General features: G+C 73.3%; 22 protein-coding genes. 14 read left to right on the top strand and 8 right to left on the bottom strand.

Going from position 1 to position 23,242, the window contains the following annotated elements:
- Window positions 1-90 precede the first annotated feature (90 nt).
- Entirely contained in the window at window positions 91-1,443 is a 1,353-nt protein-coding gene (locus ACIP93_RS20515) for a transcriptional regulator (protein ID WP_345224764.1), read from the top strand.
- A gap of 98 nt (window positions 1,444-1,541) precedes the next feature.
- Window positions 1,542-2,102, top strand: a complete 561-nt coding sequence (locus ACIP93_RS20510) for an NUDIX hydrolase (protein ID WP_401760802.1) — start codon at window positions 1,542-1,544, stop codon at window positions 2,100-2,102.
- A 72-nt stretch (window positions 2,103-2,174) separates the two neighbouring features.
- On the opposite strand, the gene ACIP93_RS20505 is transcribed toward ACIP93_RS20510, so the two are convergent.
- Entirely contained in the window at window positions 2,175-2,432 is a 258-nt protein-coding gene (locus tag ACIP93_RS20505; RefSeq protein WP_401760801.1) for a hypothetical protein, read from the bottom strand.
- A gap of 189 nt (window positions 2,433-2,621) precedes the next feature.
- Complete coding sequence (locus ACIP93_RS20500; protein ID WP_345224771.1) at window positions 2,622-3,482, bottom strand: 3-hydroxybutyryl-CoA dehydrogenase; 861 nt, start codon at window positions 3,480-3,482, stop codon at window positions 2,622-2,624.
- 171 nt (window positions 3,483-3,653) lie between these two features.
- Between ACIP93_RS20500 and ACIP93_RS20495 the strand changes: the two genes are divergently transcribed.
- The gene (locus ACIP93_RS20495) at window positions 3,654-4,859 is read left to right on the top strand and encodes a glycoside hydrolase family 10 protein (protein WP_401760799.1); all 1,206 of its coding nucleotides are present in this window, start codon (window positions 3,654-3,656) and stop codon (window positions 4,857-4,859) included.
- Between the two features lie 31 nt (window positions 4,860-4,890).
- Here the strand turns inward: ACIP93_RS20495 and ACIP93_RS20490 are convergent, their stop codons facing one another.
- Window positions 4,891-6,504: a PLP-dependent aminotransferase family protein gene (locus tag ACIP93_RS20490; protein ID WP_401760797.1), complete on the bottom strand. Its 1,614-nt coding sequence runs from the start codon at window positions 6,502-6,504 to the stop codon at window positions 4,891-4,893.
- Here ACIP93_RS20490 and ACIP93_RS20485 point away from each other — a divergent pair.
- The 4 genes from ACIP93_RS20485 to ACIP93_RS20470 all read left to right on the top strand — a co-directional run bounded on the left by ACIP93_RS20485 (window position 6,446) and on the right by ACIP93_RS20470 (window position 11,979).
- Window positions 6,446-7,306: a DMT family transporter gene (locus ACIP93_RS20485; protein ID WP_401760795.1), complete on the top strand. Its 861-nt coding sequence runs from the start codon at window positions 6,446-6,448 to the stop codon at window positions 7,304-7,306. The two genes, ACIP93_RS20490 and ACIP93_RS20485, sit on opposite strands and share 59 nt — an antisense overlap.
- A gap of 128 nt (window positions 7,307-7,434) precedes the next feature.
- Window positions 7,435-8,949 carry a carboxylesterase/lipase family protein gene (locus ACIP93_RS20480; protein ID WP_401760794.1) on the top strand — a complete coding sequence of 505 codons (1,515 nt, stop codon included), beginning with the start codon at window positions 7,435-7,437 and terminating at the stop codon, window positions 8,947-8,949.
- Window positions 8,950-9,174: 225 nt separating this feature from the next.
- Window positions 9,175-9,549 carry a nuclear transport factor 2 family protein gene (locus ACIP93_RS20475; RefSeq protein WP_345224779.1) on the top strand — a complete coding sequence of 125 codons (375 nt, stop codon included), beginning with the start codon at window positions 9,175-9,177 and terminating at the stop codon, window positions 9,547-9,549.
- A 210-nt stretch (window positions 9,550-9,759) separates the two neighbouring features.
- A complete protein-coding gene (locus tag ACIP93_RS20470; RefSeq protein ID WP_401760792.1) occupies window positions 9,760-11,979 on the top strand; it encodes an NADP-dependent isocitrate dehydrogenase in 2,220 nt (739 codons plus the stop codon).
- Window positions 11,980-12,298: 319 nt separating this feature from the next.
- Here the strand turns inward: ACIP93_RS20470 and ACIP93_RS20465 are convergent, their stop codons facing one another.
- Entirely contained in the window at window positions 12,299-12,898 is a 600-nt protein-coding gene (locus tag ACIP93_RS20465) for a MauE/DoxX family redox-associated membrane protein (protein WP_401760791.1), read from the bottom strand.
- Window positions 12,899-13,131: 233 nt separating this feature from the next.
- Here ACIP93_RS20465 and ACIP93_RS20460 point away from each other — a divergent pair, with 233 nt between their 5' ends.
- Window positions 13,132-13,941: a siderophore-interacting protein gene (locus ACIP93_RS20460; RefSeq protein ID WP_401760789.1), complete on the top strand. Its 810-nt coding sequence runs from the start codon at window positions 13,132-13,134 to the stop codon at window positions 13,939-13,941.
- Window positions 13,942-13,953: 12 nt separating this feature from the next.
- Here the strand turns inward: ACIP93_RS20460 and ACIP93_RS20455 are convergent, their stop codons facing one another.
- A complete protein-coding gene (locus ACIP93_RS20455) occupies window positions 13,954-14,751 on the bottom strand; it encodes a hypothetical protein (RefSeq protein ID WP_401760788.1) in 798 nt (265 codons plus the stop codon).
- Between the two features lie 70 nt (window positions 14,752-14,821).
- Here ACIP93_RS20455 and ACIP93_RS20450 point away from each other — a divergent pair, with 70 nt between their 5' ends.
- The 6 genes from ACIP93_RS20450 (at window position 14,822) to ACIP93_RS20425 (ending at window position 20,799) form a co-directional block, all read left to right on the top strand.
- Window positions 14,822-15,571: a hypothetical protein gene (locus ACIP93_RS20450; RefSeq protein ID WP_401760786.1), complete on the top strand. Its 750-nt coding sequence runs from the start codon at window positions 14,822-14,824 to the stop codon at window positions 15,569-15,571.
- Between the two features lie 90 nt (window positions 15,572-15,661).
- Window positions 15,662-16,690, top strand: coding sequence for an N-acetyl-gamma-glutamyl-phosphate reductase (argC, locus tag ACIP93_RS20445; protein WP_401760785.1), 1,029 nt, complete (start codon window positions 15,662-15,664; stop codon window positions 16,688-16,690).
- A 272-nt stretch (window positions 16,691-16,962) separates the two neighbouring features.
- A complete protein-coding gene (argJ, locus tag ACIP93_RS20440) occupies window positions 16,963-18,117 on the top strand; it encodes a bifunctional glutamate N-acetyltransferase/amino-acid acetyltransferase ArgJ (protein WP_345224793.1) in 1,155 nt (384 codons plus the stop codon).
- Window positions 18,114-19,049, top strand: coding sequence for an acetylglutamate kinase (gene argB / locus ACIP93_RS20435; RefSeq protein WP_345224795.1), 936 nt, complete (start codon window positions 18,114-18,116; stop codon window positions 19,047-19,049). Before argJ ends, argB begins: the two co-directional genes overlap by 4 nt.
- Window positions 19,046-20,242 (top strand): acetylornithine transaminase, encoded by a 1,197-nt coding sequence (locus ACIP93_RS20430; protein WP_345224797.1) that lies wholly within the window; start codon window positions 19,046-19,048, stop codon window positions 20,240-20,242. Before argB ends, ACIP93_RS20430 begins: the two co-directional genes overlap by 4 nt.
- A 5-nt stretch (window positions 20,243-20,247) precedes the next feature.
- Complete coding sequence (locus ACIP93_RS20425; RefSeq protein ID WP_345226648.1) at window positions 20,248-20,799, top strand: arginine repressor; 552 nt, start codon at window positions 20,248-20,250, stop codon at window positions 20,797-20,799.
- On the opposite strand, the gene ACIP93_RS20420 is transcribed toward ACIP93_RS20425, so the two are convergent.
- The 3 genes from ACIP93_RS20420 to ACIP93_RS20410 form a co-directional block, all read right to left on the bottom strand.
- Window positions 20,800-21,747, bottom strand: a complete 948-nt coding sequence (locus ACIP93_RS20420; RefSeq protein WP_401760782.1) for a bile acid:sodium symporter family protein — start codon at window positions 21,745-21,747, stop codon at window positions 20,800-20,802.
- A 97-nt stretch (window positions 21,748-21,844) separates the two neighbouring features.
- Window positions 21,845-22,540, bottom strand: a complete 696-nt coding sequence (locus ACIP93_RS20415) for a L,D-transpeptidase family protein (protein WP_345224802.1) — start codon at window positions 22,538-22,540, stop codon at window positions 21,845-21,847.
- A 9-nt stretch (window positions 22,541-22,549) separates the two neighbouring features.
- The gene (locus ACIP93_RS20410; RefSeq protein WP_401760780.1) at window positions 22,550-23,140 is read right to left on the bottom strand and encodes a pyridoxamine 5'-phosphate oxidase family protein; all 591 of its coding nucleotides are present in this window, start codon (window positions 23,138-23,140) and stop codon (window positions 22,550-22,552) included.
- Window positions 23,141-23,242 lie beyond the last annotated feature (102 nt).

Raw genomic sequence — 23,242 nt, 5'->3', positions numbered from 1 at the left:
AGGGGGCGGATGCGGGTATTCCGTTCACCCCCCGTGTGAACGCCCCGGTACTACGCTGATGCACGACTGACGTCATCCGGAGGCGCTCCCATGCAGCCCAATGCACTCCTCGACGCCCTGCTCGACGAAGCGGGGATCTCCCAGGCGGGTCTCGCCGCCCATGTCAACCAGGCGGGGAAGAAACGGGGGTTGGCGCTCCGCTACGACCACACGGCGGTGCGCCGGTGGCTCAAGGGGCAGCGGCCGCGCGGCCAGGCCCCCGACCTGATCTGCGAGGTGCTCAGCACCCGCCTGCGCCGCCAGGTCGCGCTCGACGACATCGGCCTCGGCGGCGTGCGGGGCGACGCGACGCCGCCGGACAGCGGCTCGCACTCGACCCTCTCGGGGTTCGTGGAGCGCGCCACCGCCCTGTGGCGCTCCGACGAACAGCAGCGCCCGCACGTCCTCGGCGCGCCCGCCGTCACCGGCACCCCGGCCGTGATGCCGGTCTGGGAGTGGGAGAACCCGCCCGAGGACTCCGACGTGTCCCGGTCCGGGCAGACGCATGTGAACCTCGCGGACATCGAGACCCTCAAGGCCGCCCGGGCGCACTACGAGCAGATGTACCGCAAGGCCGGCGGCATCGCCACCCGCACCCGCATCGTCGGCTTCCTCAACTCCGAGACCGCGCCCCTGCTGCGCGGCGGCTACAACGACACGACGGGCCGCCAACTGCACCGCGCCACCGGCGGGCTGGTGGCGATCGCGGGCATCTGCGCGTACGACTCGGACGCTCAGGGGCTCGCCCAGCGGTACTTCCACCAGGCCCTGCGGCTCGCCAAGGCGAGCTGCGACCGGGGGCTCGGCGCGTACGTCATCGCGCTGCTCGTCAACCAGTCGCTGTTCATGCGGGAGTACCGTCAGGCGGTCGCCTTCGCCGAGGCCGCGCTGCGGGCCGCCGGGCGTGAGATCACCCCGGCGCTGGCCGCCGACCTCTACGCGATGCAGGCCAAGTCCTACGCCCACCTCGGGGACGGGACGAGCGCGCTCGCCTGCATCCGGCGGGCCGAGAAGGCCGCCGACCGCATCCGTCCCGGCCGCGAGCCGGACGAGACCGGGTACGTCCAGCCGGGTCTGGTCAATGTGCAGGTGGCGGAGGCGCTGCTCAGCATGGGGGACCTCAGCACCGCGCGGGAGCACGCGGCGGCGGCGGTCGACACCCGCGCACACGACCGCGGCCGGGTGCACCGGCTCGCGATCCTCACCCATGTCGAGCTGCGGCAGGGCGAGGCCGACCGGGCGGTGGCCACCGCGGTCGAGATGGCCGAGCAGGCGCGGGGCATGGAGTCCCAGCGTTTGAGAGACCGGCTGCGGGCCGTGCGTGAACATCTGGCGGCCAGCGGCTGCGCCGAGGCCGACGAGGCGGCCGAAATGATCGACGGGGCGTTGCGCATTCCCCTGTAGGGCCGCTGCGAAGGTCCGTCGAGTGCTGGTTCCCCCAGCGCTGCGCTACTGCGATGTTGCCATCTACGTGCATCTACGTGCCGGAAGGTGGCAGAACTGTGCAGTGGACGAACCTAAACGAACAAACTGTGTATGAGAACCCGTGGTTCCGGGTGAATCTCGCGGACGTCGAACTCCCCAACGGCCGTCATCTGGACCACTTCCTCATCCGCCTGCGCGCGGTGGCCGTCGCGACGGCCGTCAACGAGGCGAACGAGGTGCTGATGCTCTGGCGCCACCGCTTCATCACCGACAGCTGGGGCTGGGAACTGGCCGCGGGCGTCGTCGAGGACGGGGAGGACGTCGAGGCGGCCGCGGCCCGCGAGATGGAGGAGGAGACGGGGTGGCGGCCGGGGCCGCTGCGCCACCTGCTCACCGTCGAACCGTCCAACGGCCTCACCGACGCCCGGCACCACCTGTACTGGGCGGAGGGCGCCACGTACACCGGCTACCCCGAGGACGACTTCGAGTCCTCGCGCCGCGAGTGGATACCGCTGAGGCTCATCCCGGACATGATCGCCCGGGGTGAGGTCCCGGCCGCCAACATGGCGGCCGGGCTGCTGATGCTGTATCACCTCCGGCTGGGCCAGGGGGAGTTGGCCTCCGGCTCCAACAGGTAGTACGTACGGCCGGGCAGGCGGTACGTACGGTCGGACAGGCAGTGCGCACGGTCGGGCCGATACGTACGGCGCCTAGCGCCCGATGGCCTGCCACAGGGTGACGGCGAGCGCGCCGAGTGCGGTGAGCGCCGCCACCGAGGGCAGCGGCCAGCGGGTGTGCTCCAGGGCGTTGACGCGGGCGACCAGATCGGCGAGGTCCTTGTCGTTCTGGTCGTCACGCAGCGTCTGCACGGCGAGCCGTCCCTCGATGTGGGCCAGTCCCACGTCGAGGCGGCGGCGCACCTCCGCGAGTTCGTCCACGACCACGCTCTGCTCGGGTTCGGTGGCCACGATGTACCGCTCCTTCACGGGAGAGTCGACTCGAATGGTGTGACGGTGAGTCAACTCCCTTTGCGCGCAGGGCGGGAGCGTGTGTTCGGGGCATATGCGAGCGCACCCCGCACACCGCGCGCGCCCCCGCACACTCCGTGCGAATCAGGAGTGCGGGGGGCGCTGACGTGGCGGGGTGACGCTGCGTGCCTAGCCGTACGGGTAGAAGCCCGAGCCCGTCTTGCGGCCGAGCCGGCCCGCGTCCACCATCCGCTGGAGCAGCGGCGGGGCGGCGTACAGCGGCTCCTTGAACTCGGCGTACATCGAGTCCGCCACCGAGGCGACCGTGTCCAGCCCGATCAGGTCCGCCAGCTTCAGCGGGCCCATCGGGTGGGCGCAGCCCAGCTCCATGCCGTTGTCGATGTCCTCGCGGGACGCGATGCCGGACTCGAACATCCGGATGGCCGAGAGCAGGTACGGGATCAGCAGCGCGTTCACCACGAAGCCGGAGCGGTCCTGGGCGCGGATGGCGTGCTTGCCGAGGATCTTCTCCACCATGGCGTGCGCCCGGCTGATCGTGCCCTCGGACGTGGTGAGCGCCGGGATCAGCTCGACGAGCTTCTGCACGGGTGCCGGGTTGAAGAAGTGGATGCCGATGACGGCGTCCGGGCGGGAGGTGGCGACGGCCAGCTTCACCAGCGGGATGGAGGAGGTGTTGGACGCCAGGATCGCGTCCGGGCGGGTCACCACCTGGTCCAGGACCTGGAAGATCTCCGTCTTGACCTGCTCGTTCTCCACGACGGCCTCGATCACGAGGTCGCGGTCGGCGAACTCGCCGAGGTCGGTGGTGAAGCTCAGGCGCGCCAGCGCCGCGTCGCGCTCCTCCTCGGAGATCTTGCCGCGCTCGGCGGCCTTCGAGAGGGAGTTGTAGAGGCGCGTACGGCCGATCTCCAGGGCCTCGCCCGTGGTCTCGGCGACCTTGACCTCAAGGCCGCTGCGGGCGCACACCTCCGCGATGCCGGCGCCCATCTGGCCGCAGCCCACCACTCCGACGCGTTCGATGTCGGTCACATCGTGCCTTTCGCTCTACGGTCACGCTCTGGGTGACGGGGGCCCTGCCGGTGTCGCCGGGGGCCCGCCGTGAACCCCCGACGTTACTCCGCGCCTGACGCGTTCCGGCCGGGAGGGCGGGCATGCTGTGCCGGACAGTGGGTCCGTACCGGAGCGGTGAGGTGTTGTTTGGTGGGACATGTCGCACGAAGGCGGCTTGTGGCCGCGGCGGTCGGCGCGCTCGGCGCGCTGTCCCTGACACAGAGCGCGGCGGGGCGTCCGGCGCCGCGCCGCGAGCGGGAGATGCGGGGCATGTGGCTGGCCTCGGTCGCCAACCGGGACTGGCCGTCCCGCAAGGGCCTCACCGCTGATCAACAACGCGCTGAGCTGCTGGTTCACCTGGACACCGCGGTACGCAGAAAGCTCGGCGCGGTGGTGCTCCAGGTACGGCCGACCGCCGACGCGCTGTGGCCGTCGCCGTACGAGCCCTGGGCGGAGTGCCTCACCGGGAGGCAGGGCGGGGACCCCGGATGGGACCCGCTGGGCACGGCGGTCGAGGAGGCCCACCGCAGGGGGCTGGAACTGCACGCCTGGTTCAACCCGTACCGGGTGGCGAATCACACAGACCCCGGGCGTCTCGTCGCGTCCCATCCGGCACGGGTGCACCCGGAGTGGGTGATCCGCTACGGCGGCAAGCTGTACTACCACCCCGGGCTCCCGGAGGTCCGCCGCTTCGTGCAGGACGCGATGCTCGACGCGGTGCGCCGGTACCCGGTGGACGCCGTGCACTTCGACGACTACTTCTACCCGTACCCGGTGGCCGGCGAGGTCTTCGACGACGCGGACGCCTTCGCGCGGTACGGGAGCGGCTTCGCCACGGTGGGGGACTGGCGGCGGCACACGACGGACGCGCTCGTACGGGAAATGGGGGAGCGGATCCGGCGGGTGCGGCCCGGGGTGCGCTTCGGGGTCAGCCCCTTCGGGGTGTGGCGCAACGCCGACAAGGACCCCGAGGGGTCACGGACCAGGGCGGGCGTGGGCACGTACGACGACCTGTACGCGGACACCCGGAAGTGGGTGCGGGAAGGATGGCTCGACTACATCTGCCCGCAGTTGTACTGGCATGTCGGGTTCGCGGCGGCGGACTACGCGGAGCTGGTGGGGTGGTGGGCGCGGGCGGTGCGGGGGACGGGGGTCGACCTCTACGTCGGGGAGGCGCTGTACAAGGCGGGGGACCCGGCGCAGCCCGCCGCGTGGCAGGACCCGGCCGAGCTGTCGCGGCACCTGACGCTGGCCCGGTCCCACCCGGAGGTCCGGGGGCACGTCTTCTTCTCCGGGCGGGAGGTGGCCGAGGACCGGATCGGGGCGATGCGCCGGGTGGTGGCGGACCACTACTGATCCGGGGAGCCTCTCCGCGGCGCGGGACGCCTCAGCCGATCGCGTCGCAGGCCGTACGCAGTCTCCGCACGCCCTCCCCGAGTTCCGCGGTGCTCGCTACCGCCGCGAAGCTCAGCCTGAGGTGCGCCGCCGGCGGCTCCGCGCTGAAGTAGGGGCGGCCCGGCGCGACCGCCACGCCCGCGCGCAGGGCGGCGGAGACCACGGCCGGCTCGTCCACGCCGTCCGGCAGGCGCAGCCACAGGTGGTAGCCGCCCGAGGGCACGTGGGGGAGGGCCAGTTCCGGGAGGCGCAGGCGCAGGGCGGAGACCAGGGCGTCCCGGCGCTCGCGCAGCTCCGCCGAGACCGTGCGCAGGTGGCGCGGCCAGGCGGGGGAGCCGACCAGCTCGACCGCCGCCTCCTGGAGGGGACGCGGCACGAAGAAGTTCTCCACCACCTGGATGGCGCGCAGCCGCTCCAGGACCGGCCCGCGCGCCGCCAGCGCGCACACCCGGAAGCTGGGGGAGGTGGCCTTGGTGAGCGAGCAGACGTGCACGACGACGCCCTCCTGGTCGTCCGCCGCCAGCGGCCGGGGCAGCGGCCCCGCGTCCGAGTGCACCAGGCGCCGCACGAAGTCGTCCTCGACCAGGAAGGCCCCCGCCGCCCGCGTGATGCGCAGGACCTCCGGGCGGCGCGCGGCCGAGAGCACCGCGCCGGTCGGGTTCTGGAAGAGGGGCTGGCAGATGAAGACCCGGGCCCCGGTCGCCCGGAAGGCGGCCTCCAGCAGGTCGGGACGCACCCCGTCCGCGTCCACCGGCACCGGCACCGGCCGCAGTCCCGCCGCCCGTGCGACGGCGAGCAGGCCGGGGTACGTCGGCGACTCGACCAGCACGGCCGAGCCGGGCGGCGCGAGGGCGCGCAGCGTCGTGGTCAGCGCGCTCTGGCCGCCCGCGGCGATCAGTACGTCGGCGGCGGTGATCGCCCCGCCGATGCCCCGCGCGAACCAGGCGCGCAGCTCGTCGATGCCCTCCACGGGCGGCCTGCCCCAGGCCCCCGGCCGCCGTCCGGCCCGGCCGAGGGCGGCGGCCATGGCCTGCTCCGGCTGGAGGGAGGCGTGCAGATAACCGCCGTTGAACTCGACCACCCCGGTGGCGGGCGCGGACAGGGTGACCAGCACGCCCGTCGCGTCGACCGCGCGCGGCACCTGGTCGGTGGCCCCCTCGGCGCTGAGCGCGACCTCCTGCCAGGAGGTGTCACCGGCCGCACGCGCCTGCGTGCGCCGGTCCGCGCACCGGAACGCCCCGGCGCCGGGCCGCGTCTCCACGAGCCCCTCGGCGGCGAGCCGGGCGAGCGCCCGGGAGACGGTGACGGGACTGACCCGGTACTGCTCGACGAGGGCCCGACTGGACGGCAGCTTTCCACCGGGGGAGTAGCGGTGGAGATCCGCCCGGAGGGCTGATGCCAGTTCGGAGACGCTGCTACGCTCGTGCATGAACGCACACAATAGCGCTACTGCCCACAACGCGATAGCAGTTGATGGCTCACCGAAGCACCCGGAGAGCTCGCCGGGGACTCCCGTCGCCGCGCCGCGCGCCCAGGCCCCGGACGCCGTGCGGGCCCGCCGGGGGACCGTGTTCGCCGCGTTCGGGGTGGTCGCCTTCTCGCTCACCTTTCCCGCCACCGCCTGGGGCCTCGACGGCTTCGGGCCGTGGACGCTGGTGTCCGTACGGAGCGTCCTGGCCGCCCTCGTCGCGGGCGGCGCGCTGCTCGCCCTGCGGGTCCCCGTGCCCGGGCGGCGGCACTGGGGCGGTCTGGCCGTCGTCGGCGTCGGCGTCGTCCTCGGCTTCCCGATGCTGACCACCCTGGCCCTCCAGAGCTCGACCACCGCCCACGCGGCCGTGGTGGTCGGCCTGCTGCCGCTGACCACCGCCGTCCTCTCGGCCGTACGCACCGGCCACCGGCCCTCCCGGGCCTTCTGGGCGGCGGCACTGGCCGGGGCGGCCGTCGTGATCGCCTTCACCGTGCAGCAGAGCGGGGGCGCCCTGTCCGGCGCGGACCTCTACCTCTTCGGGGCGCTGCTGGTGTGCGCGGCCGGATACACCGAGGGCGGACGGCTGGCCCGGGTGATGCCGGGCTGGCAGGTCATCGGGTGGGCGCTGGTGATGTGCCTGCCGGTGGCGGCGCCGGCCGCGGCGGTCGCCCTGGCCGTGGAACCGGTGCACCTGACGGGGAAGGCGGTGGCCGGACTGCTGTGGGTGGCGGTCGGCTCGCAGTTCCTGGGCCTGGTGGTCTGGTACCGGGGGATGGGCGAGATCGGCGTCGCCCGCGCCAGCCAACTCCAGTTGGCACAGCCGCTGCTGACGCTGGTGTGGTCGGTGCTGCTGCTGGGCGAGGTGCTGCCGGTGGCGGCGCCGGTCGCGGCGGTGGCGGTGCTGGTGTGCATCGCGGTCACCCAGCGGGTGCGGGCCTGAAGGCCGCACCGGGAGGCGGTGACCCGCCCCTCCCGCTCCCGGCGGGCCGGAAAATCCCGTGATCGCGGCGCGCCCGCCCGTTACCGTGACCCCCTCCGCCCACCCTTCCCGTCGGGAGCCCTCTGCGCATGCGGCAGTCCGCCCAGCCCCTTCCTGCTCCGATCCGCGTACGGGAGGGGCTCGTCCGGGGCGCCGAGGCCGTCCCCGGCGTCCTCCGCCACCTCGGAATCCCCTACGCCGCACCGCCGTTCGGGCCGAACCGCTTCCGGGCCCCGCAGCCGCCCGTGCCCTGGGACGGCGTGCGCGACTGCACCGCCCACGGGCCCGTCGCCCCGCAGTCGGCCGAACTGCCCGGCGCGCCCTCCTGGTCGCCCGGGGACGAGGACGTCCTCACCCTCAACGTCTGGTCCCCGCGGGGCGGTTCGGGACTGCCGGTCCTCGTCTGGCTGCACGGCGGCGCGTACACCTTCGGCTCCAGCGCCCAGCCCGACTTCGACGGCACGGTCCTGGCCCGGGCCGGTCTGGTGGTCGTCACCCTCAACTACCGCCTGGGCTTCGAGGGGTTCGGGCACGTCCCGGGCGGCGGGGCGGAGTTCCCCGCGAACCGGGGACTGCTCGACCAGGTCGCCGCGCTGCGCTGGGTCGCCGCGAACATCGCGGCCCTCGGCGGCGACCCCGGGCGCGTCACCGTCGCCGGCCAGTCCGCCGGGGCCACCTCCGCGGTGAGCCTGCTGCTGCGCGAGGAGGCGCGCGGGCTGTTCGGCCGGGTCATCGCGCACAGCCCCGTCGGGCCCTGCTTCTCGGGCGAGTTGGCCGAGGAGGTCACCCGCACGGTGGCGGCGCAGGCCGGTGTCGTGCCCACCGCCGACGGCCTGCTCGGGGCGTCCCCGGCGGCGCTGGTGGCCGCGTCCGACCGGGTGGCGGCGGCCTGGCGGCAGGACGCGGGAATCGGGCGCAGGCGCTACGACCCCGTTCTGTACGGTCCGGTCGCCGACGGCACGGACCTGCCCGCCGACCCTCTCGCGGCGCACGCCGCCGCCCGGCTCGCCGGAGTGGACCTGCTGGTCTGCCACACCACCGAGGAGAGCCGGCTCTTCGACGCCGTCGGCAGCACCGCCCCGGTGGAGACGGAGGCCGAACTCGCCCGCTTCTGCGCCGACTTCGGACTTCCCGCCGCCCTGCCCGCCGCCTACCGGGACCGGATGCCCGGCGCGTCCGTCCCCGACGTCCACCTCGCGCTCCTGGGCGACCGGGCCTTCGCCGAGTACAGCCACCGCGTCGCCGACGCCCACGTCCGCGCCGGGGGCCGCGCCTACCTGTCCCGCTTCGCCCGGCGGCGCACCGCAGCCGACGGAACGCCCCTCGTGCGGGCCTGGCACTGCGCGGACGTCCCCTTCGCCTTCGGCAACCACCACGATCCCGCGCTGGAGTTCCTCATCGGCGGGCCGCCCCTGGCCGGGGACGACGAGCTGTCCGCCGCCCTCGTGCGCGCCTGGGCCGAGTTCGCGGCGACCGGGAACCCGGGCTGGCAGCCGTACGAAGCCGGGGAGGGCGGTCCCGTACGGACCTGGGGCGCGGCCACCGCCGACGGCCCGCCGCGCGAGGCCTGGCGGGAAGTGGACTTCGGCCCCGAACGGCCCTGACCGGGGCCGGTCACCGGCCCCTTACCCGCGGAGTAATCGACGCCCGGCCGCGGTGGGGAGACCGTGGGGGTGCCGCCGGGGGAAACACACCGGCGGCGCACCCGAATCCGTACGGCGGACGCCCGTACGGCAGGTATCCGCACGGCACACGTCCGTGCGGCACATCCCCGTACGGCAGGCGTCCGTACGGCAGACGCCCGTTCGCGGGACCCAGAGGAGACCGTCATGAGCGCCGACTTCCGCACCGCCCTGCAGAGCTACTTCGCCGCCTGGAACGCCACCACCGGGCCCGACGACCTCGCCAAGGCCGTCGCGGCCGCCTTCACCGAGGACGCCGCCTACACCGACCCGGTCGCCGACGTGCGCGGGCACGCGGAGGTGACGGAGATGATCGCCGGGGCGCACGCCCAGTTCCCCGGCTTCGAGTTCCGGCTCGTGGGCGAGCCCGACGGGCACCACGACATCGTCCGGTTCACCTGGGAGCTGGTCTCCCCGGCGGACGGCTCCGCGCCCGTCGCGGGCTTCGACGTGGCCACGGTCGCGGCGGACGGCCGGGTGTCCTCCGTGAAGGGCTTCCTGGACCGGCTGCCGGGAGCCTGAGACGAGCGGCCCGGCCCCGCGCGGGCCGCGGCGGGGGCACCCGGGACGGCACCGCCCAGGTCACCGGGACGGCCCTGCCCAGGTCACCGGGAAGGGCCCGCCCAGGTCACCCGGGGCGGGCCCGTCCCGCCCGCCCCCACGTCACCCCCATCCCCGCTCACGAGATATCTTGACGTCAAGCAATGTTGCAGACGTGGAGCGGAGTACCCGGTGACTGACTCGACCATCATCTATACGCACACCGACGAGGCCCCGGCCCTCGCGACGTATTCGTTCCTGCCCGTCGTGGAGGCCTACGCCTCCACGGCCGGTGTCACGGTCGAGAGCCGTGACATCTCCCTCGCGGGTCGCATCATCGCGAGCTTCCCCGAGCGCCTGAAGGAGGAGCAGCGGATCGACGACGCCCTCGCCGAGCTCGGCGAGCTGGCCAAGACGCCCGGCGCCAACATCATCAAGCTGCCCAACATCTCGGCCTCGATCCCGCAGCTCAAGGCCGCGATCGCCGAGCTCCAGGCGCAGGGCTACGCGCTTCCGGACTACCCGGACGACCCGAAGTCCGACGAGGACAAGGACGTCCGCGCCCGGTACGACAAGGTCAAGGGCTCCGCCGTCAACCCGGTCCTGCGCGAGGGCAACTCCGACCGCCGCGCCCCCGCCTCGGTCAAGAACTACGCCAAGGCCCACCCCCACCGCATGGGCAAGTGGACCCCGGAGTCCAAGACCAACGTCGCCACCATGGGCGCCGACGACTTCCGCTCCACCGAGAAGTCCGCCGTGATCGCCGACGCGGGCTCCCTCCGCATCGAGCTGGCCGGCGACGACGGCAGCACCACCGTCCTGCGCGAGTCCGTCCCCGTCCTCGCCGGTGAGGTCGTCGACGCCTCGGTGATGCGCGTCGCCGCCCTGCGCGAGTTCTTCACCGCGCAGCTCGCCCGCGCCAAGTCCGAGGGCGTCCTGTTCTCCGTGCACCTCAAGGCCACGATGATGAAGGTCTCCGACCCGATCATCTTCGGCCACGTGGTTCGCGCCTTCTTCCCCAAGACCTTCGCCCAGTACGGCGACGTCCTGGCCACCGCGGGCCTGACCCCGAACGACGGCCTCGGCGGCATCTACAAGGGCCTGGAGTCGCACCCGCAGGGCGCCGAGATCAAGGCGTCCTTCGACGCCGAGCTCGCCGAGGGCCCCGAGCTGGCCATGGTCGACTCCGACAAGGGCATCTCCAACCTGCACGTGCCGTCCGACGTCATCGTCGACGCCTCGATGCCCGCGATGATCCGCACCTCCGGCCACATGTGGGGCCCGGACGGCAACGAGGCCGACACCCTCGCGGTCCTCCCGGACTCCTCGTACGCGGGCATCTACCAGGTCGTCATCGACGACTGCCGCGCCCACGGCGCCTACGACCCGGCCACCATGGGCTCCGTCCCGAACGTCGGCCTGATGGCGCAGAAGGCCGAGGAGTACGGCTCCCACGACAAGACCTTCGAGATCCAGACCTCGGGCACGGTCCGCGTCGTCGACGCCGCCGGGAACGCGGTCCTGGAGCAGGCCGTCGGCGCCGGCGACATCTTCCGCATGTGCCAGACCAAGGACCTCCCGATCCAGGACTGGGTCAAGCTGGCCGTCACCCGCGCCCGCGCCACCGGCGTCCCGGCCGTGTTCTGGCTGGACGAGGAGCGCGCCCACGACGCGCAGCTCATCACCAAGGTCAAGAAGTACCTCGGCGACCACGACACCGACGGTCTCACCATCGAGATCATGTCGCCGGTCAAGGCCATCGCGTACTCCCTGGAGCGCATCCGCCGCGGCGAGGACACCATCTCGGTGACCGGCAACGTCCTCCGCGACTACCTGACGGACCTCTTCCCGATCCTGGAGCTGGGCACCAGCGCCAAGATGCTCTCCGTGGTCCCGCTGATGAACGGCGGCGGCCTCTTCGAGACGGGCGCCGGCGGCTCCGCCCCCAAGCACGTCCAGCAGCTCGTCAAGGAGAACTACCTCCGCTGGGACTCCCTCGGCGAGTTCCTGGCGCTGGCCGTCTCCTTCGAGCACCTCGCCACCACCACGGGCAACGCGCGCGCCCAGGTGCTCGCCGACACCCTGGACCGCGCCACGGGCACCTTCCTCAACGAGGACAAGTCCCCGAGCCGCAAGCTGGGCGGCATCGACAACCGCGGCAGCCACTTCTACCTGGCCCTGTACTGGGCCCAGGAGCTGGCGAAGCAGACCGACGACGCCGCGCTCGCCGAGGCGTTCGGCTCGCTGGCCGCGAAGCTGGCCGAGCAGGAGGAGACCATCGTCTCCGAGCTGATCGCCGTGCAGGGCTCGCCGGTCGACATCGGCGGCTACTACCAGCCGGACGCGAAGAAGGCCTCGGCCGTCATGCGCCCGTCGAAGACGCTGAACGAGGCGCTGGCGACCCTCGCCTGATCCTCTGACGCCACGTCAACAGGACTGCCCCGGCCGGTACTTCACCGGCCGGGGCGGTTCCGTGTCGGGGCCGCGTCGGAGCGGTTGCGGGGCGGAGCCGGGAGAGGCGAGTCCCGGATGGGCGGGGCCGCGCCGCCCGGCGTACGGACCGCCGTCACCCGCGTCGGCGCGGGCCGTACGAGCCGGGCCGGGGCCGTCGTCCCCTGCGCCGTACCGCCTCGGCGGCGGGGTGTCCCGTACGGGCGAGGACCGGGCCCTGCAACCGAGGCGGCCCGTCAATCCCTGCCCCCGCGCGCCCGGCGCTCGCGCGGTGCGTCCGTCAGCGGCGGCCGTCCGCCCCGGTTCCGGCCGCCCTCGGCGGTCCGGGGGTCCCCGTGTCCCCGGTGGCCCCGGCGGACCCCTTCGTGGAGAGCTCCGCCAGACTGTCCGTCGACAGCACCAGCGCCGCCCCGACCACCCCGGCGACGGAGGCCGCCACCACGCCCGCCCAGTGCGTTCCGCCCTCCCAGGGGGCCTGGCAGAGCAGCCCGGCCGCCACCACCGCCAGCAACGCCGCGTTGCGCACCACGTGCCGGGGCCCGATCGGCGCGGTGGTGGACCCGAAGCAGTTGCAGGACTGGTCCTTGCCCCGCAGGAGCACGCCCGCGATCCCCGCCGTGAACGCCACGAGCAGCACTCCCGCCACGACGAAACCGGCCGTTCCGCCCGGCCACAGCACCAGCAGCGCCGCCGCGCCGAGTTCTCCCGCCACCACGCACACCGCGACGGCGGGGGCGAGCACGCCGGGCACCGCCATGTCCCGCGTCGCCGTCACGAACGACCGGAACGAGGCGGCCGAGAGCAGCTTGCTTGCCGCGGAGGCCACGAACACCATCGCGACGAGCACGCGACACGCCAGCACGACGTAACCCACATCCACGGGCCGACCTCACTTCTCCCGGTACCTCGGCAGCCGCCATCTAACCTCACCCGCCCCAGGGGCAACAGGTGCGATTCCGTCAACGCGGCCCCCGCCGAGCCCCGTTGACCGACCGGCCCGGTGTCCTTCCAGCACCCTTGCGCGCCCCCGCGGCACCGTGCCGTCCGACGGTACTCACCAGCCCGAGCCGGTGTTAGGTTAGCCTCACCTAACTTAGTTGAGGGGTGAACGGCATGGCCAAGGACGGCAAGCATCGAAAGCCCGAGCGGCGGGAGTTCCTCGTCCTGCGCGTGGTGGCGCGCGAGCGGATCAGCCCGGGCTTCGTCCGCGTCACCCTGGGCGGCGAGGCCCTGAACCGCTTCGTGCCCATGGGGTACGACCAGTGGTTCCGGGTCTTCCTGCCCACGGCCGAGGGCGTGCTCCGCCTCCCGAAGCGCACCAGCGGGCTCTGGGCCGCGGAGTACCTGCTCATGTCCAAGGACACCCGCCCCATCGGCCGCAACTACACCGTCCGCGACCACCGCACCGAGGGCCGCTACGGCGAAGGCCCCGAACTCGACGTCGACTTCGTCCTCCACGAGGACGCCGACGGCAGGCTCGGCCCCGCCTCGCAGTGGGCCCGCGACGCGACGCCCGGCGACGAGATCGGCATCTTCGACGAGGGCATCACCTTCCTGCCCCCGGAGCGCACCGCCTGGCATCTGCTCGTCGGCGACGAGAGCGCGCTCCCCGCGATCCTCGGCATCCTCGGCTCGACCCCGTCCGACGTTCCCACCGAGGTCTACGTCGAACTCCCGGACGCCGACGACGCCCAGCCCGTCGCCACGCGCCCCGGCACCACCCTCCACTGGCTGACCCGGCCGCCCGGCACCCCCGTCGGCGACACGGCTCTCGCGGCCGTCCGCGCCGCCGCCTTCCCCCCGGGCCCCGGATACGCCTGGACCGCGGGCGGCCGGCACCTCGCCACCGGAGTCCGCCGCCACCTGGTCACCGAGCGGGGCTTCCCCAAGGACGCGGTGACCTTCACCGGTTACTGGCGCTGAGGCCGCCGGGATTCACAGGGCGAGCACGGGCCGTACCCGGAAGTCGTCCCAGGCGTCCTCCCCCTCCTCCCCGTACACGAACCGGGCCGTTCCCGGATTGCGGTGGGCGGTGGCCAGCGGCAGCCAGGCGAGCAGGTTCCCGTACCCGCCGCACACCGACTCGCCGCCGTCCCCGCCGTGCACCGATGCGGGATCAGCGCTCAACTCCGCGTGGTAGGTGTCGTACGCGATGCGCAGCCCGAAGGCGTTCGGCTCCCGGTGCGGACCGGTCCTGCTCCCGTACGGATCACAGTCGAGCGGGCATGCGTCACCCCACCGGAACAGGGTCTCCGCGCCCGCCCCGCACGCGTGCTCCCACTCGTCCGCGCTCGGCAGCCGCAGCCCCCGCGCGGCGAGGGCGTCCGACGCCTCCCCGGGAGGCCCGTCCAGCTCCTCCGCCTCGACGGCCATCAGCACCGTCGGGAGCAGCGCCCTGCGCCGGGGGCTGAGCACCTGCGCGAGATGGGCCCGCAGATCCGGCCCCGGCGCGAGCCCCTGCGCCGCACTCGCCGCGAAGTCCGCCTCCTGCGCGGGCGTCGGCCGCCAAGCCCCCAGGTCGACTCCGAGTACCACCGCCCCGCCGGGTATCAGCGCGAACTCCCGCCCGTCACGCGCGATCCGAGCCCGGTGCAGCACCCCGCCGAGATGCGCGACGGTCTCCACGGAGACCACCCGGCCCCCCACCCGTCGTGCGGCCTCCTCGGCGGCACGCCGGGCGGCGGCCGGGGCGAGGGCCCGCCAGTCTTCGAAAGTCAGCTCGGCCAGGTTCATGTGACGCAGTGTGACACTTGGGTCTGACAGCGCCCCACGACGGGCGGCAGGCAGCCGACGGAGGACGGCCATGACACCTGAGCCCGAGCCGCACCCCGCCGTGCCCGAGCCGCACCCCCTCACACCCCCCAGCCCCCTGCCCACCCGCGCCCTGACCCGCGAGTCCGCCCGCGTCCGCCGCCTCCTGGCCACCGGGGCCTGGTGCCCCTCCGCCGCCGACGCCCACGCGGCGGCAGCCGTCCTGACCCGCCTCACCGCTCCGCTCCCGTCCCGGCGGGCAGCATCCGTACGCACGATCGTCACCGACCGCGACCGGCGGCTTCAGCGCGTCCTGCGCGCCACCCTCCACCACCTCGACGCCCACGCGGTCGACCCGCCCGTCACCGCCCTCCTGGCAGCCGTCGCCCGAGCCCTCCTGCCGTGGCACGCCGCCCCGAAACCACCGGCCGCCGCCGCGGCACCGAGATACGGGGAGCTGTCCGCCGCCCCGCCCACGGCGGCGGGCGAGGCCCTGCTCCCCGCGCTGAGCGCCCTGTTCACCGAACTGGTCGCGCCGCACCCGCCCACCAGCACCCCGCGCCCACCCGCGACCGCCCCCTGGCAAGCCCATCACCCGGGCCGTTTCCGCCACTACGGCAGGCCTGCCCCGGACGTGTGGACGGCCCGTACCTTCGCCTGCCCGGCCTGCGGCGACACGGACGGCCCGTGGACTGTGACCAGCGACTGGCGCCTGACCTCCCTGCGCTGCCCGTGCGGCGCGACCACCCACGACCACGGCCTCGCCCTCTCCGAGATCTGGCTCCTCCTGCCCGACGAGTGAGAGGGGGCGGCCCGACCTCCCTGGCGAAAAACGAGCTTTGCATAAACCTGCGCTCATACGTATAGTCATGCCATCGACAAGGAGGGTCCGATGGTGGTCAGGGCGGCAGTGGCGGGTGCGAGCGGATACGCGGGCGGGGAACTGCTGCGTTTCCTCCTCGTGCACCCCGAGGTGGAGATCGGAGCCCTCACGGGCCACTCCAACGCAGGTCAGACGCTCGGCAGCGTCCAGCCGCACCTCGCGCCGCTGGCGGACCGCGTCCTGGAGCCGACCACCGCTGAGGTGCTGTCCGGGCATGACGTCGTCTTCCTCGCACTGCCGCACGGCCAGTCGGCCGCGGTGGCCGAGCAGCTCGGCGACGAGGTCCTCGTCGTCGACATGGGGGCCGACTTCCGGCTCGCCGACGCCGCCGACTGGGAGAAGTTCTACGGCTCCCCGCACGCCGGCACCTGGCCCTACGGCCTGCCCGAACTGCCGGGCGCCCGTGCCGCGCTGAAGGGGTCCAAGCGCATCGCGGTGCCCGGTTGCTACCCGACGGCCGTCTCGCTGGCCCTCGTGCCGGCGTACGCCGCCGGACTCGCCGAGCCCGAGGCGGTGATCGTCGCCGCGTCCGGCACCTCGGGCGCCGGCAAGGCCGCGAAGCCGCACCTGCTCGGGTCCGAGGTCATGGGCTCCATGTCCCCGTACGGCGTGGGCGGCGGCCACCGGCACACCCCCGAGATGATCCAGAACCTGAGCGCGGCCGCGGGGGAGCGGGTCACCGTCTCCTTCACGCCGACGCTGGCCCCGATGCCGCGCGGCATCCTCGCCACCAGCAGCGCGAAGGCCCGGCCCGGGGTGACGTACGCGGACGTGCGCGCCGCCTATGAGAAGGCGTACGCCGACGAGCCGTTCGTCCGGCTCCTTCCCGAGGGGCAGTGGCCGGCCACCGCCTCCGTGTACGGCTCCAACGCCGCACAGATCCAGGTCGCGTACGACGAGGCGGCCCACCGGATCGTCGTCGTCAGCGCCATCGACAACCTGGCCAAGGGCACCGCCGGCGGCGCGGTGCAGAGCATGAACATCGCCCTCGGGCTCGACGAGTCCACCGGCCTTTCCCCGATCGGGGTGGCACCGTGAGCGTCGCACGCGCAGCCGCCGGGCCGCACTCGATCAGGAATCCCGCGCCGCTGTGCTGCGTGGGCGGAGAAGCGAACGAGGAGATCCGGTGAGCGCCGCACGTGCAGCCGTCCGGCCGCACCCGATCAGGAAACCCGCGCCGCTGCGCTGCGTGGGCGGAGAAGCGAACGAGGAGATGCGGTGAGCGTCACACGCGCAGCCACCGGGCCGCACCCGATCACGAATCCCGCGCCGCTGCGCTGCGCGGGCGGAGAAGCGAACAAGGAGATGCAGTGAGCGTCACGGCAGCACAGGGATTCACGGCGGCGGGCATCGCCGCCGGGATCAAGGCGAACGGCAACCCGGACCTGGCCCTCGTGGTCAACACCGGACCGCGCCGGGCCGCCGCGGGCGTCTTCACCTCCAACCGCGTCAAGGCCGCCCCGGTCCTGTGGTCCGAGCAGGTCGTCAAGGGCGGTGAGATCGCGGCCGTCGTCCTCAACTCCGGCGGCGCCAACGCCTGTACCGGCCCCCGGGGCTTCCAGGACACCCACGCCACCGCCGAGAAGGCCGCCGACGTGCTGGGCGTCGGCGCGGGCGAGGTCGCCGTCGCGTCGACCGGGCTGATCGGCGTGCTCCTGCCCATGGACAAGCTGCTCCCCGGCATCGACAAGGCCGCCGCCGAGCTCTCCGTCCACGGCGGCGAGAAGGCCGCCATCGCCATCAAGACCACCGACACCGTGCACAAGACGTCCGTGCACACCAGCGAGGCGGGCTGGACGGTCGGCGGCATGGCCAAGGGCGCGGGCATGCTCGCCCCGGGACTGGCCACCATGCTGGTCGTCCTCACCACCGACGCCGACCTCGAAGCCCCCGTGCTCGACGCGGCGCTGCGCGACGCCACCCGGCAGACCTTCGACCGGGTCGACTCCGACGGCTGCATGTCCACCAACGACACCGTGCTGCTGCTCGCCTCGGGCGCGTCCGAGGTGGCCCCCGGCCAGGCCGAGTTCGCGGCAGCCGTGCGCACCGTCTGCGACGACCTCGCCCGCCAGCTCATCGGCGACGCCGAAGGGGCCAGCAAGGACATCCGCATCGAGGTGATCAACGCGGCGACCGAGGACGACGCCGTCGAGGTCGGCCGCTCCATCGCCCGCAACAACCTCCTCAAGTGCGCCCTGCACGGCGAGGACCCCAACTGGGGCCGGGTGCTGTCCGCCATCGGCACCACGAAGGCCGCCTTCGACCCGAACGAGCTCAACGTCGCCATCAACGGCGTCTGGGTCTGCAAGAAGGGCTCCGTCGGCGACGACCGCGACCTGGTCGACATGCGCTACCGGGAGATCAAGATCACCGCCGATCTCGCCGAGGGCTCCGAGTCCGCCGTGATCTGGGCGAACGACCTCACCGCCGACTACGTCCACGAGAACAGCGCGTACTCCTCATGAGCGGCCCCCAGAAGACCACGGCCCGCAAGCACACCGCCCTCCCCAAGGCGCAGATCCTCATCGAGGCCCTGCCCTGGCTCACCCGCCACCGGGGCAAGACCGTCGTCATCAAATTCGGCGGCAACGCCATGGTCGACGAGGACCTGAAGGCGGCCTTCGCCCAGGACGTCGTCTTCCTGCACCACGCGGGCCTGAAGCCCGTCGTCGTGCACGGCGGCGGCCCGCAGATCAGCAGGCAACTGGACGCGGCGGGCATCGTCAGCGAGTTCAAGGCGGGCCTGCGGGTCACCAGCCCCGAGGCCATGGACGTCGTACGGATGGTCCTGGCGGGCCAGGTCCAGCGCGAGCTGGTCGGCCTGCTCAACCAGCACGGCCCCCTCGCCGTCGGCATCACCGGCGAGGACGCGCACACCATCACCGCCACCCAGCACTTCCCGCAGATCGACGGCGTGGCCGTCGACATCGGCCGGGTCGGCGAGATCACCGCGATCGACACGGGTGCCGTCGAGGCACTCCTGGCGGACGGCCGCATCCCGGTCGTCTCCTCGATCGCCCGCTCCCAGGACGCCTCCGAGGGGGGACGTGTCTACAACGTCAATGCTGATACGGCGGCTGCGGCACTCGCTGCGGCGCTGGACGCCGAAACGCTGATGGTCCTGACCGACGTCGAGGGCCTCTACGAGGACTGGCCCCACAGCGACGACGTCATCAGCCGCCTCACCGCCACCGAACTGGAGAAGCTCCTCCCCGAGCTGGCCAGCGGCATGGTGCCCAAGATGCAGGGCTGCCTGCACGCCGTGCGCAACGGCGTGAACACCGCCCGCGTGATCGACGGGCGGGTCCAGCACTCGATCCTGCTGGAGATCTTCACGGATGAAGGAATCGGCACGATGGTCGTGCCCGACGAGCAGCTCACCCAGGGGGAATCATGAGCAACGCCGACCTCACCGGGCGGTGGCGGCACGCCCTCACCGACAACTACGGCACCCCGGAGCTGGCCCTCGTGCACGGTGCGGGCTCCACCCTCCGGGACGCCGACGGCAAGGAGTACGCCGATTTCGTCGGCGGTATCGCGGTCAACGCCCTCGGCCACGCCCACCCGGCGGTCGTCGAGGCCGTCTCCCGGCAGGTCGCCGCCCTGGGCCACGTCTCCAACCTCTACGTCGCCGAACCCCCCGTCGCGCTCGCCGAACGCCTCATCGAGCTCTCGGGGCGCCCCGGCAAGGTCTACTTCAGCAACTCGGGCGCCGAGGCCAACGAGGCCGCCTTCAAGATCGGCCGGCTCACCGGCCGCACCCACGTGGTCGCCACGACCGGCGGCTTCCACGGCCGCACCATGGGCGCGCTCGCCCTCACCGGCCAGGAGGGCAAGCGGACGCCGTTCCTCCCGCTCCCCGGCGAGGTCACCCACGTACCGTACGGAGACGTGGCGGCCCTGCGCGAGGCCGTCACAGAGGACACCGCGCTGCTGGTCGTCGAGCCCATCCAGGGCGAACTCGGCGTCGTCGTGCCCCCGCCCGGCTACCTGCGGGCCGCCCGCGAGATCACCCGGGCCACCGGCACCCTGCTGGTCCTGGACGAGGTCCAGACCGGAACGGGCCGCACCGGCCACTTCCTCGCCCACCAGGCCGAGGAAGGCGTCGACCCCGACATCGTGACCCTCGCCAAGGCCCTGGGCGGCGGCCTTCCGCTGGGAGCCACGATCGCGTACGGAGCCTCCGCCGACCTCCTGCGGCCCGGCCACCACGGCTCCACCTTCGGCGGCAACCCGATCGCCTGCGCCGCCGGACTCGCCGTCCTGGACACGCTCGCCGCCGACGGGCTCCTCGACGCGGCCAAGCGCAAGGGCGAGAAGCTGCGCAACGGAATCCAGTCACTCGGACACCCGCTGGTGTCCCACGTCAGGGGGGCGGGCCTGCTCCTGGGTATCGTCTTGTCGGAGTCCCGCGCCCCCCAGGTGGCGCAGGCGGCTCAGGACGCCGGTTTCCTGGTGAACGCGCCCGCCCCGGATGTCGTACGGCTCATGCCCGCCCTGACCATCGGCGACGACATCCTGGACGCGTTCCTCCAAGCACTCCCCGGTGTTCTCGACACGGCACACGGGGACCGACGATCCGGAGAATGACGCAGATGACCGAGGCGCAGGCGCGGGACAACGACCACGGCGGCAACGGCGGCCCCGCCGTCCCCCAGACCCGGACCGCCCGCCACCGCCGGATCGTGGACATCCTCAACCGGCAGCCGGTGCGCTCGCAGAGCCAGCTCGCCAAGCTCCTCAGCGACGACGGGCTGAGCGTCACCCAGGCGACGCTCAGCCGCGACCTGGACGAGCTGGGCGCGGTGAAGATCCGCAACACCGGCGGCGAGCTGATCTACGCGGTGCCCAGCGAGGGCGGCTTCCGCACCCCGCAGGCGCCGCTGGGGGAGTCCGCCAAGGAGGAGCGGATGCGCCGCCTCTCCGCGGAGCTGCTCATCTCGGCGGAGGCCTCGGCCAACCTGGTCGTCCTGCGCACCCCGCCGGGCGCCGCCCAGTTCCTGGCCTCGGCGATCGACCAGGCGGAACTGCGCGCCATCCTCGGCACGATCGCGGGCGACGACACGCTGATGCTGATCAGCCGCGACCCGGCGGGCGGCCAGGCCCTCGCCGACCACCTGCTGCGCCTCGCGCAGAAGGAGCGCTAGTCACTCCCCGCTCTTCCTGCTGCGGTACGACATCCAGGCGGCCACCAGCGCGCCCGACACGTTGTGCCACACCGAGAAGACCGCCGCGGGCAGCGCGGCCAGCGGGCTGAAGTGGGCGGTGGCCAGGGAGGCGGCGAGCCCGGAGTTCTGCATGCCGACCTCGAAGGCCATCGCCCGGCTCGCCGGCTTCCCGAGCCCGCCGAGTTTCCCGGCCCCGTAACCGAGGGCCAGCCCCAGCCCGTTGTGCAGCACCACGGCGACGAGGACGAGCAGCGCCGCCGACCTGATCGCGGCGGCACTGCCCGCCACCACCACGGCCACGATGACCGCGATCGTCCCGGCCGACAGCCACGGCAGCGCACCGAGCGCCCGGTCCAGACGCCGCCCGGCCGCCAGCCGCACGACGAGCCCCGCCACCACCGGCAGCAGCACGGTCTTCAGGATGTCCCCGACCATCGCGCCCGCGTCGACCGACAGGTACTCCCCGGCCAGCAGCAGCGTCAGCGGCGGCGTGACCAGCGGGGCCAGCATGGTGGACACGGTCGCGACGGACACCGACAGCGCCACGTCCCCACGGGCCAGGTACGTCACCACGTTCGACGCGGTCCCGCTCGGCGCGCAGCCCACCAGGACGACGCCGGCGGCGAGCTGCGGCGGCAGGCTCAGCGCGTGGGCGATGAGCCAGCCCAGTCCCGGCATGATCACGTAGTGCGCGACCAGCCCGAGCAGCACCGCCCACGGCCGCTGCGCGACCCCCTGGAAGTCCACCGGCGTCATCGTCAGCCCCATGCAGAACATGACGACGCCCAGCAGGTACGGCACGGCGGCCCTCCCGTCGGCGAAGGCGCCCGGGGCCAGCAGCCCCAGCGCGCCGGCGGCGAGGACCAGGACCGGGAAGACGGTGACGGCCCGTCTGGCCGTCCGGTCCGCGTCGTCCTGGCTGTTCACAGCGGGTGTCTCGGAATCGGTGCGCACGGCGCGATGCAACGCCCGCGGGGCCCGCCCGCGCAACACCGTCTCGATATGTGGTCGCTACACGTACGCGTCAGTAGCGGGTGATCGCCGTCCGCCCGCCCGTCGTCCCGATGGCGATGTGCGGCCCGCGTCCCGGATCGGCCCAGCGCAGGATCCGCCGCATGGCCTCCTTGGGCACGGACACACAACCGGCCGTCGCCCCGGCCCCGTCAACGTGCAGGAAGACGCCCGCGCCGCGCCCGCGCACGGGCCGGTCGTAGTTGAACGCGACCACGAGGGCGTGCGCGTACTGCGCCCCGTACGCGTCCAGCTTCTCGGACTCGCCCGCCCGGCAGTCCTTCGGCAGTCCCTCCACCCACCGGTTGTACGACCGGGAGAGGTTGTCCTGGCACCACCAGGAGTCCGGCCCGACCCGCCGGTACGCGACGTCGGTCCCCCTCGGCGCGGCCTCGGTCCCGAAGCCGTACGGCAGCGCGTACAGCCCGGTCGGCGTCGTGTTCGTGCCCTGCACGCGCGTGGCGCCCTCGGTGAGCCCCTTCGCCCCGAACCGCGCCGGAGCGCTCCCCGCCTCGACCCACCGGGCGCCCCGCCGCTCCCACCAGGTGACGGTCCCGGTGGTGGCGCGCGGGTCGTCGGCGACGGCGGTGACGAGCTGCCGCCCGCCGCCGGTGTCGGCCATCCGCTCGGGCAGCGGGGCCTCGGGGGCGCCGGGCCCGAGCAGACAGGACACCAGGACGGCACAGCCGGCGACGCGCGTGAGGATCATCCCCCGACGTTACGGAGCCTTCAGCGGCGGAAGCGGCAACGGCACTCCGGGAAGCCCGTCGATGCTGGTCGCGATGTCGTCCTTCCCCTCGAAGTACGCCGACAGCGACGCGTCGTCCTCCCGTGCGAACCGTGAGGTGTGGAGCGTGCGGTCCTCGTCGTACGACATGAACGGGACGGCGTAGCCGCAGGTGTCCCGGACCTTCTCGGCCGTGACGACGACGACGGCCCGCAGCCCGTTCCGCGTGACGTCGTACCCGCCGAACCGTTCCAGCAGCTCCGGGAAGCGGGCATCGTCCCGGAAGACCGGCTCGCCGCGCCCGTGCACGCGCACGATGTTCGGCGGTCCCTCGAAGGCGCACCACATGAGGGTGATCCGCCCGTTCTCCCGCAGGTGCGCCACGGTCTCGGCGTTGGACCCCGCGAAGTCCAGGTAGGCGACGGTGTGTTCGTCGAGCACCGCCCAGGAACCCTTGAGGCCCTTGGGGGAGAGGTTGATGGTCCCGTCGCCCGCGAGGGGCGCGGTGGCGGTGAAGAAGACCGGCTGCGCCTCGATGAAGGCGCGCAGCCGCCCAGATATGTCGTCGTATGACTTTCCCATGGGGTCCATTCTTCGGCTCAAGCACTGTGCGGGACGCAGTGTTTCACCAGGTGGACGGGCGGTCGCCGGCCGTCGGCCGGGACGGCCGCGCCACCGCGCGAC

It is taken from the genome of Streptomyces sp. NPDC088745 (genome assembly GCF_044751045.1).
Lineage (GTDB): Bacteria > Actinomycetota > Actinomycetes > Streptomycetales > Streptomycetaceae > Streptomyces > Streptomyces cremeus.
This window is presented reverse-complemented; position numbering and strand designations above follow the sequence as displayed.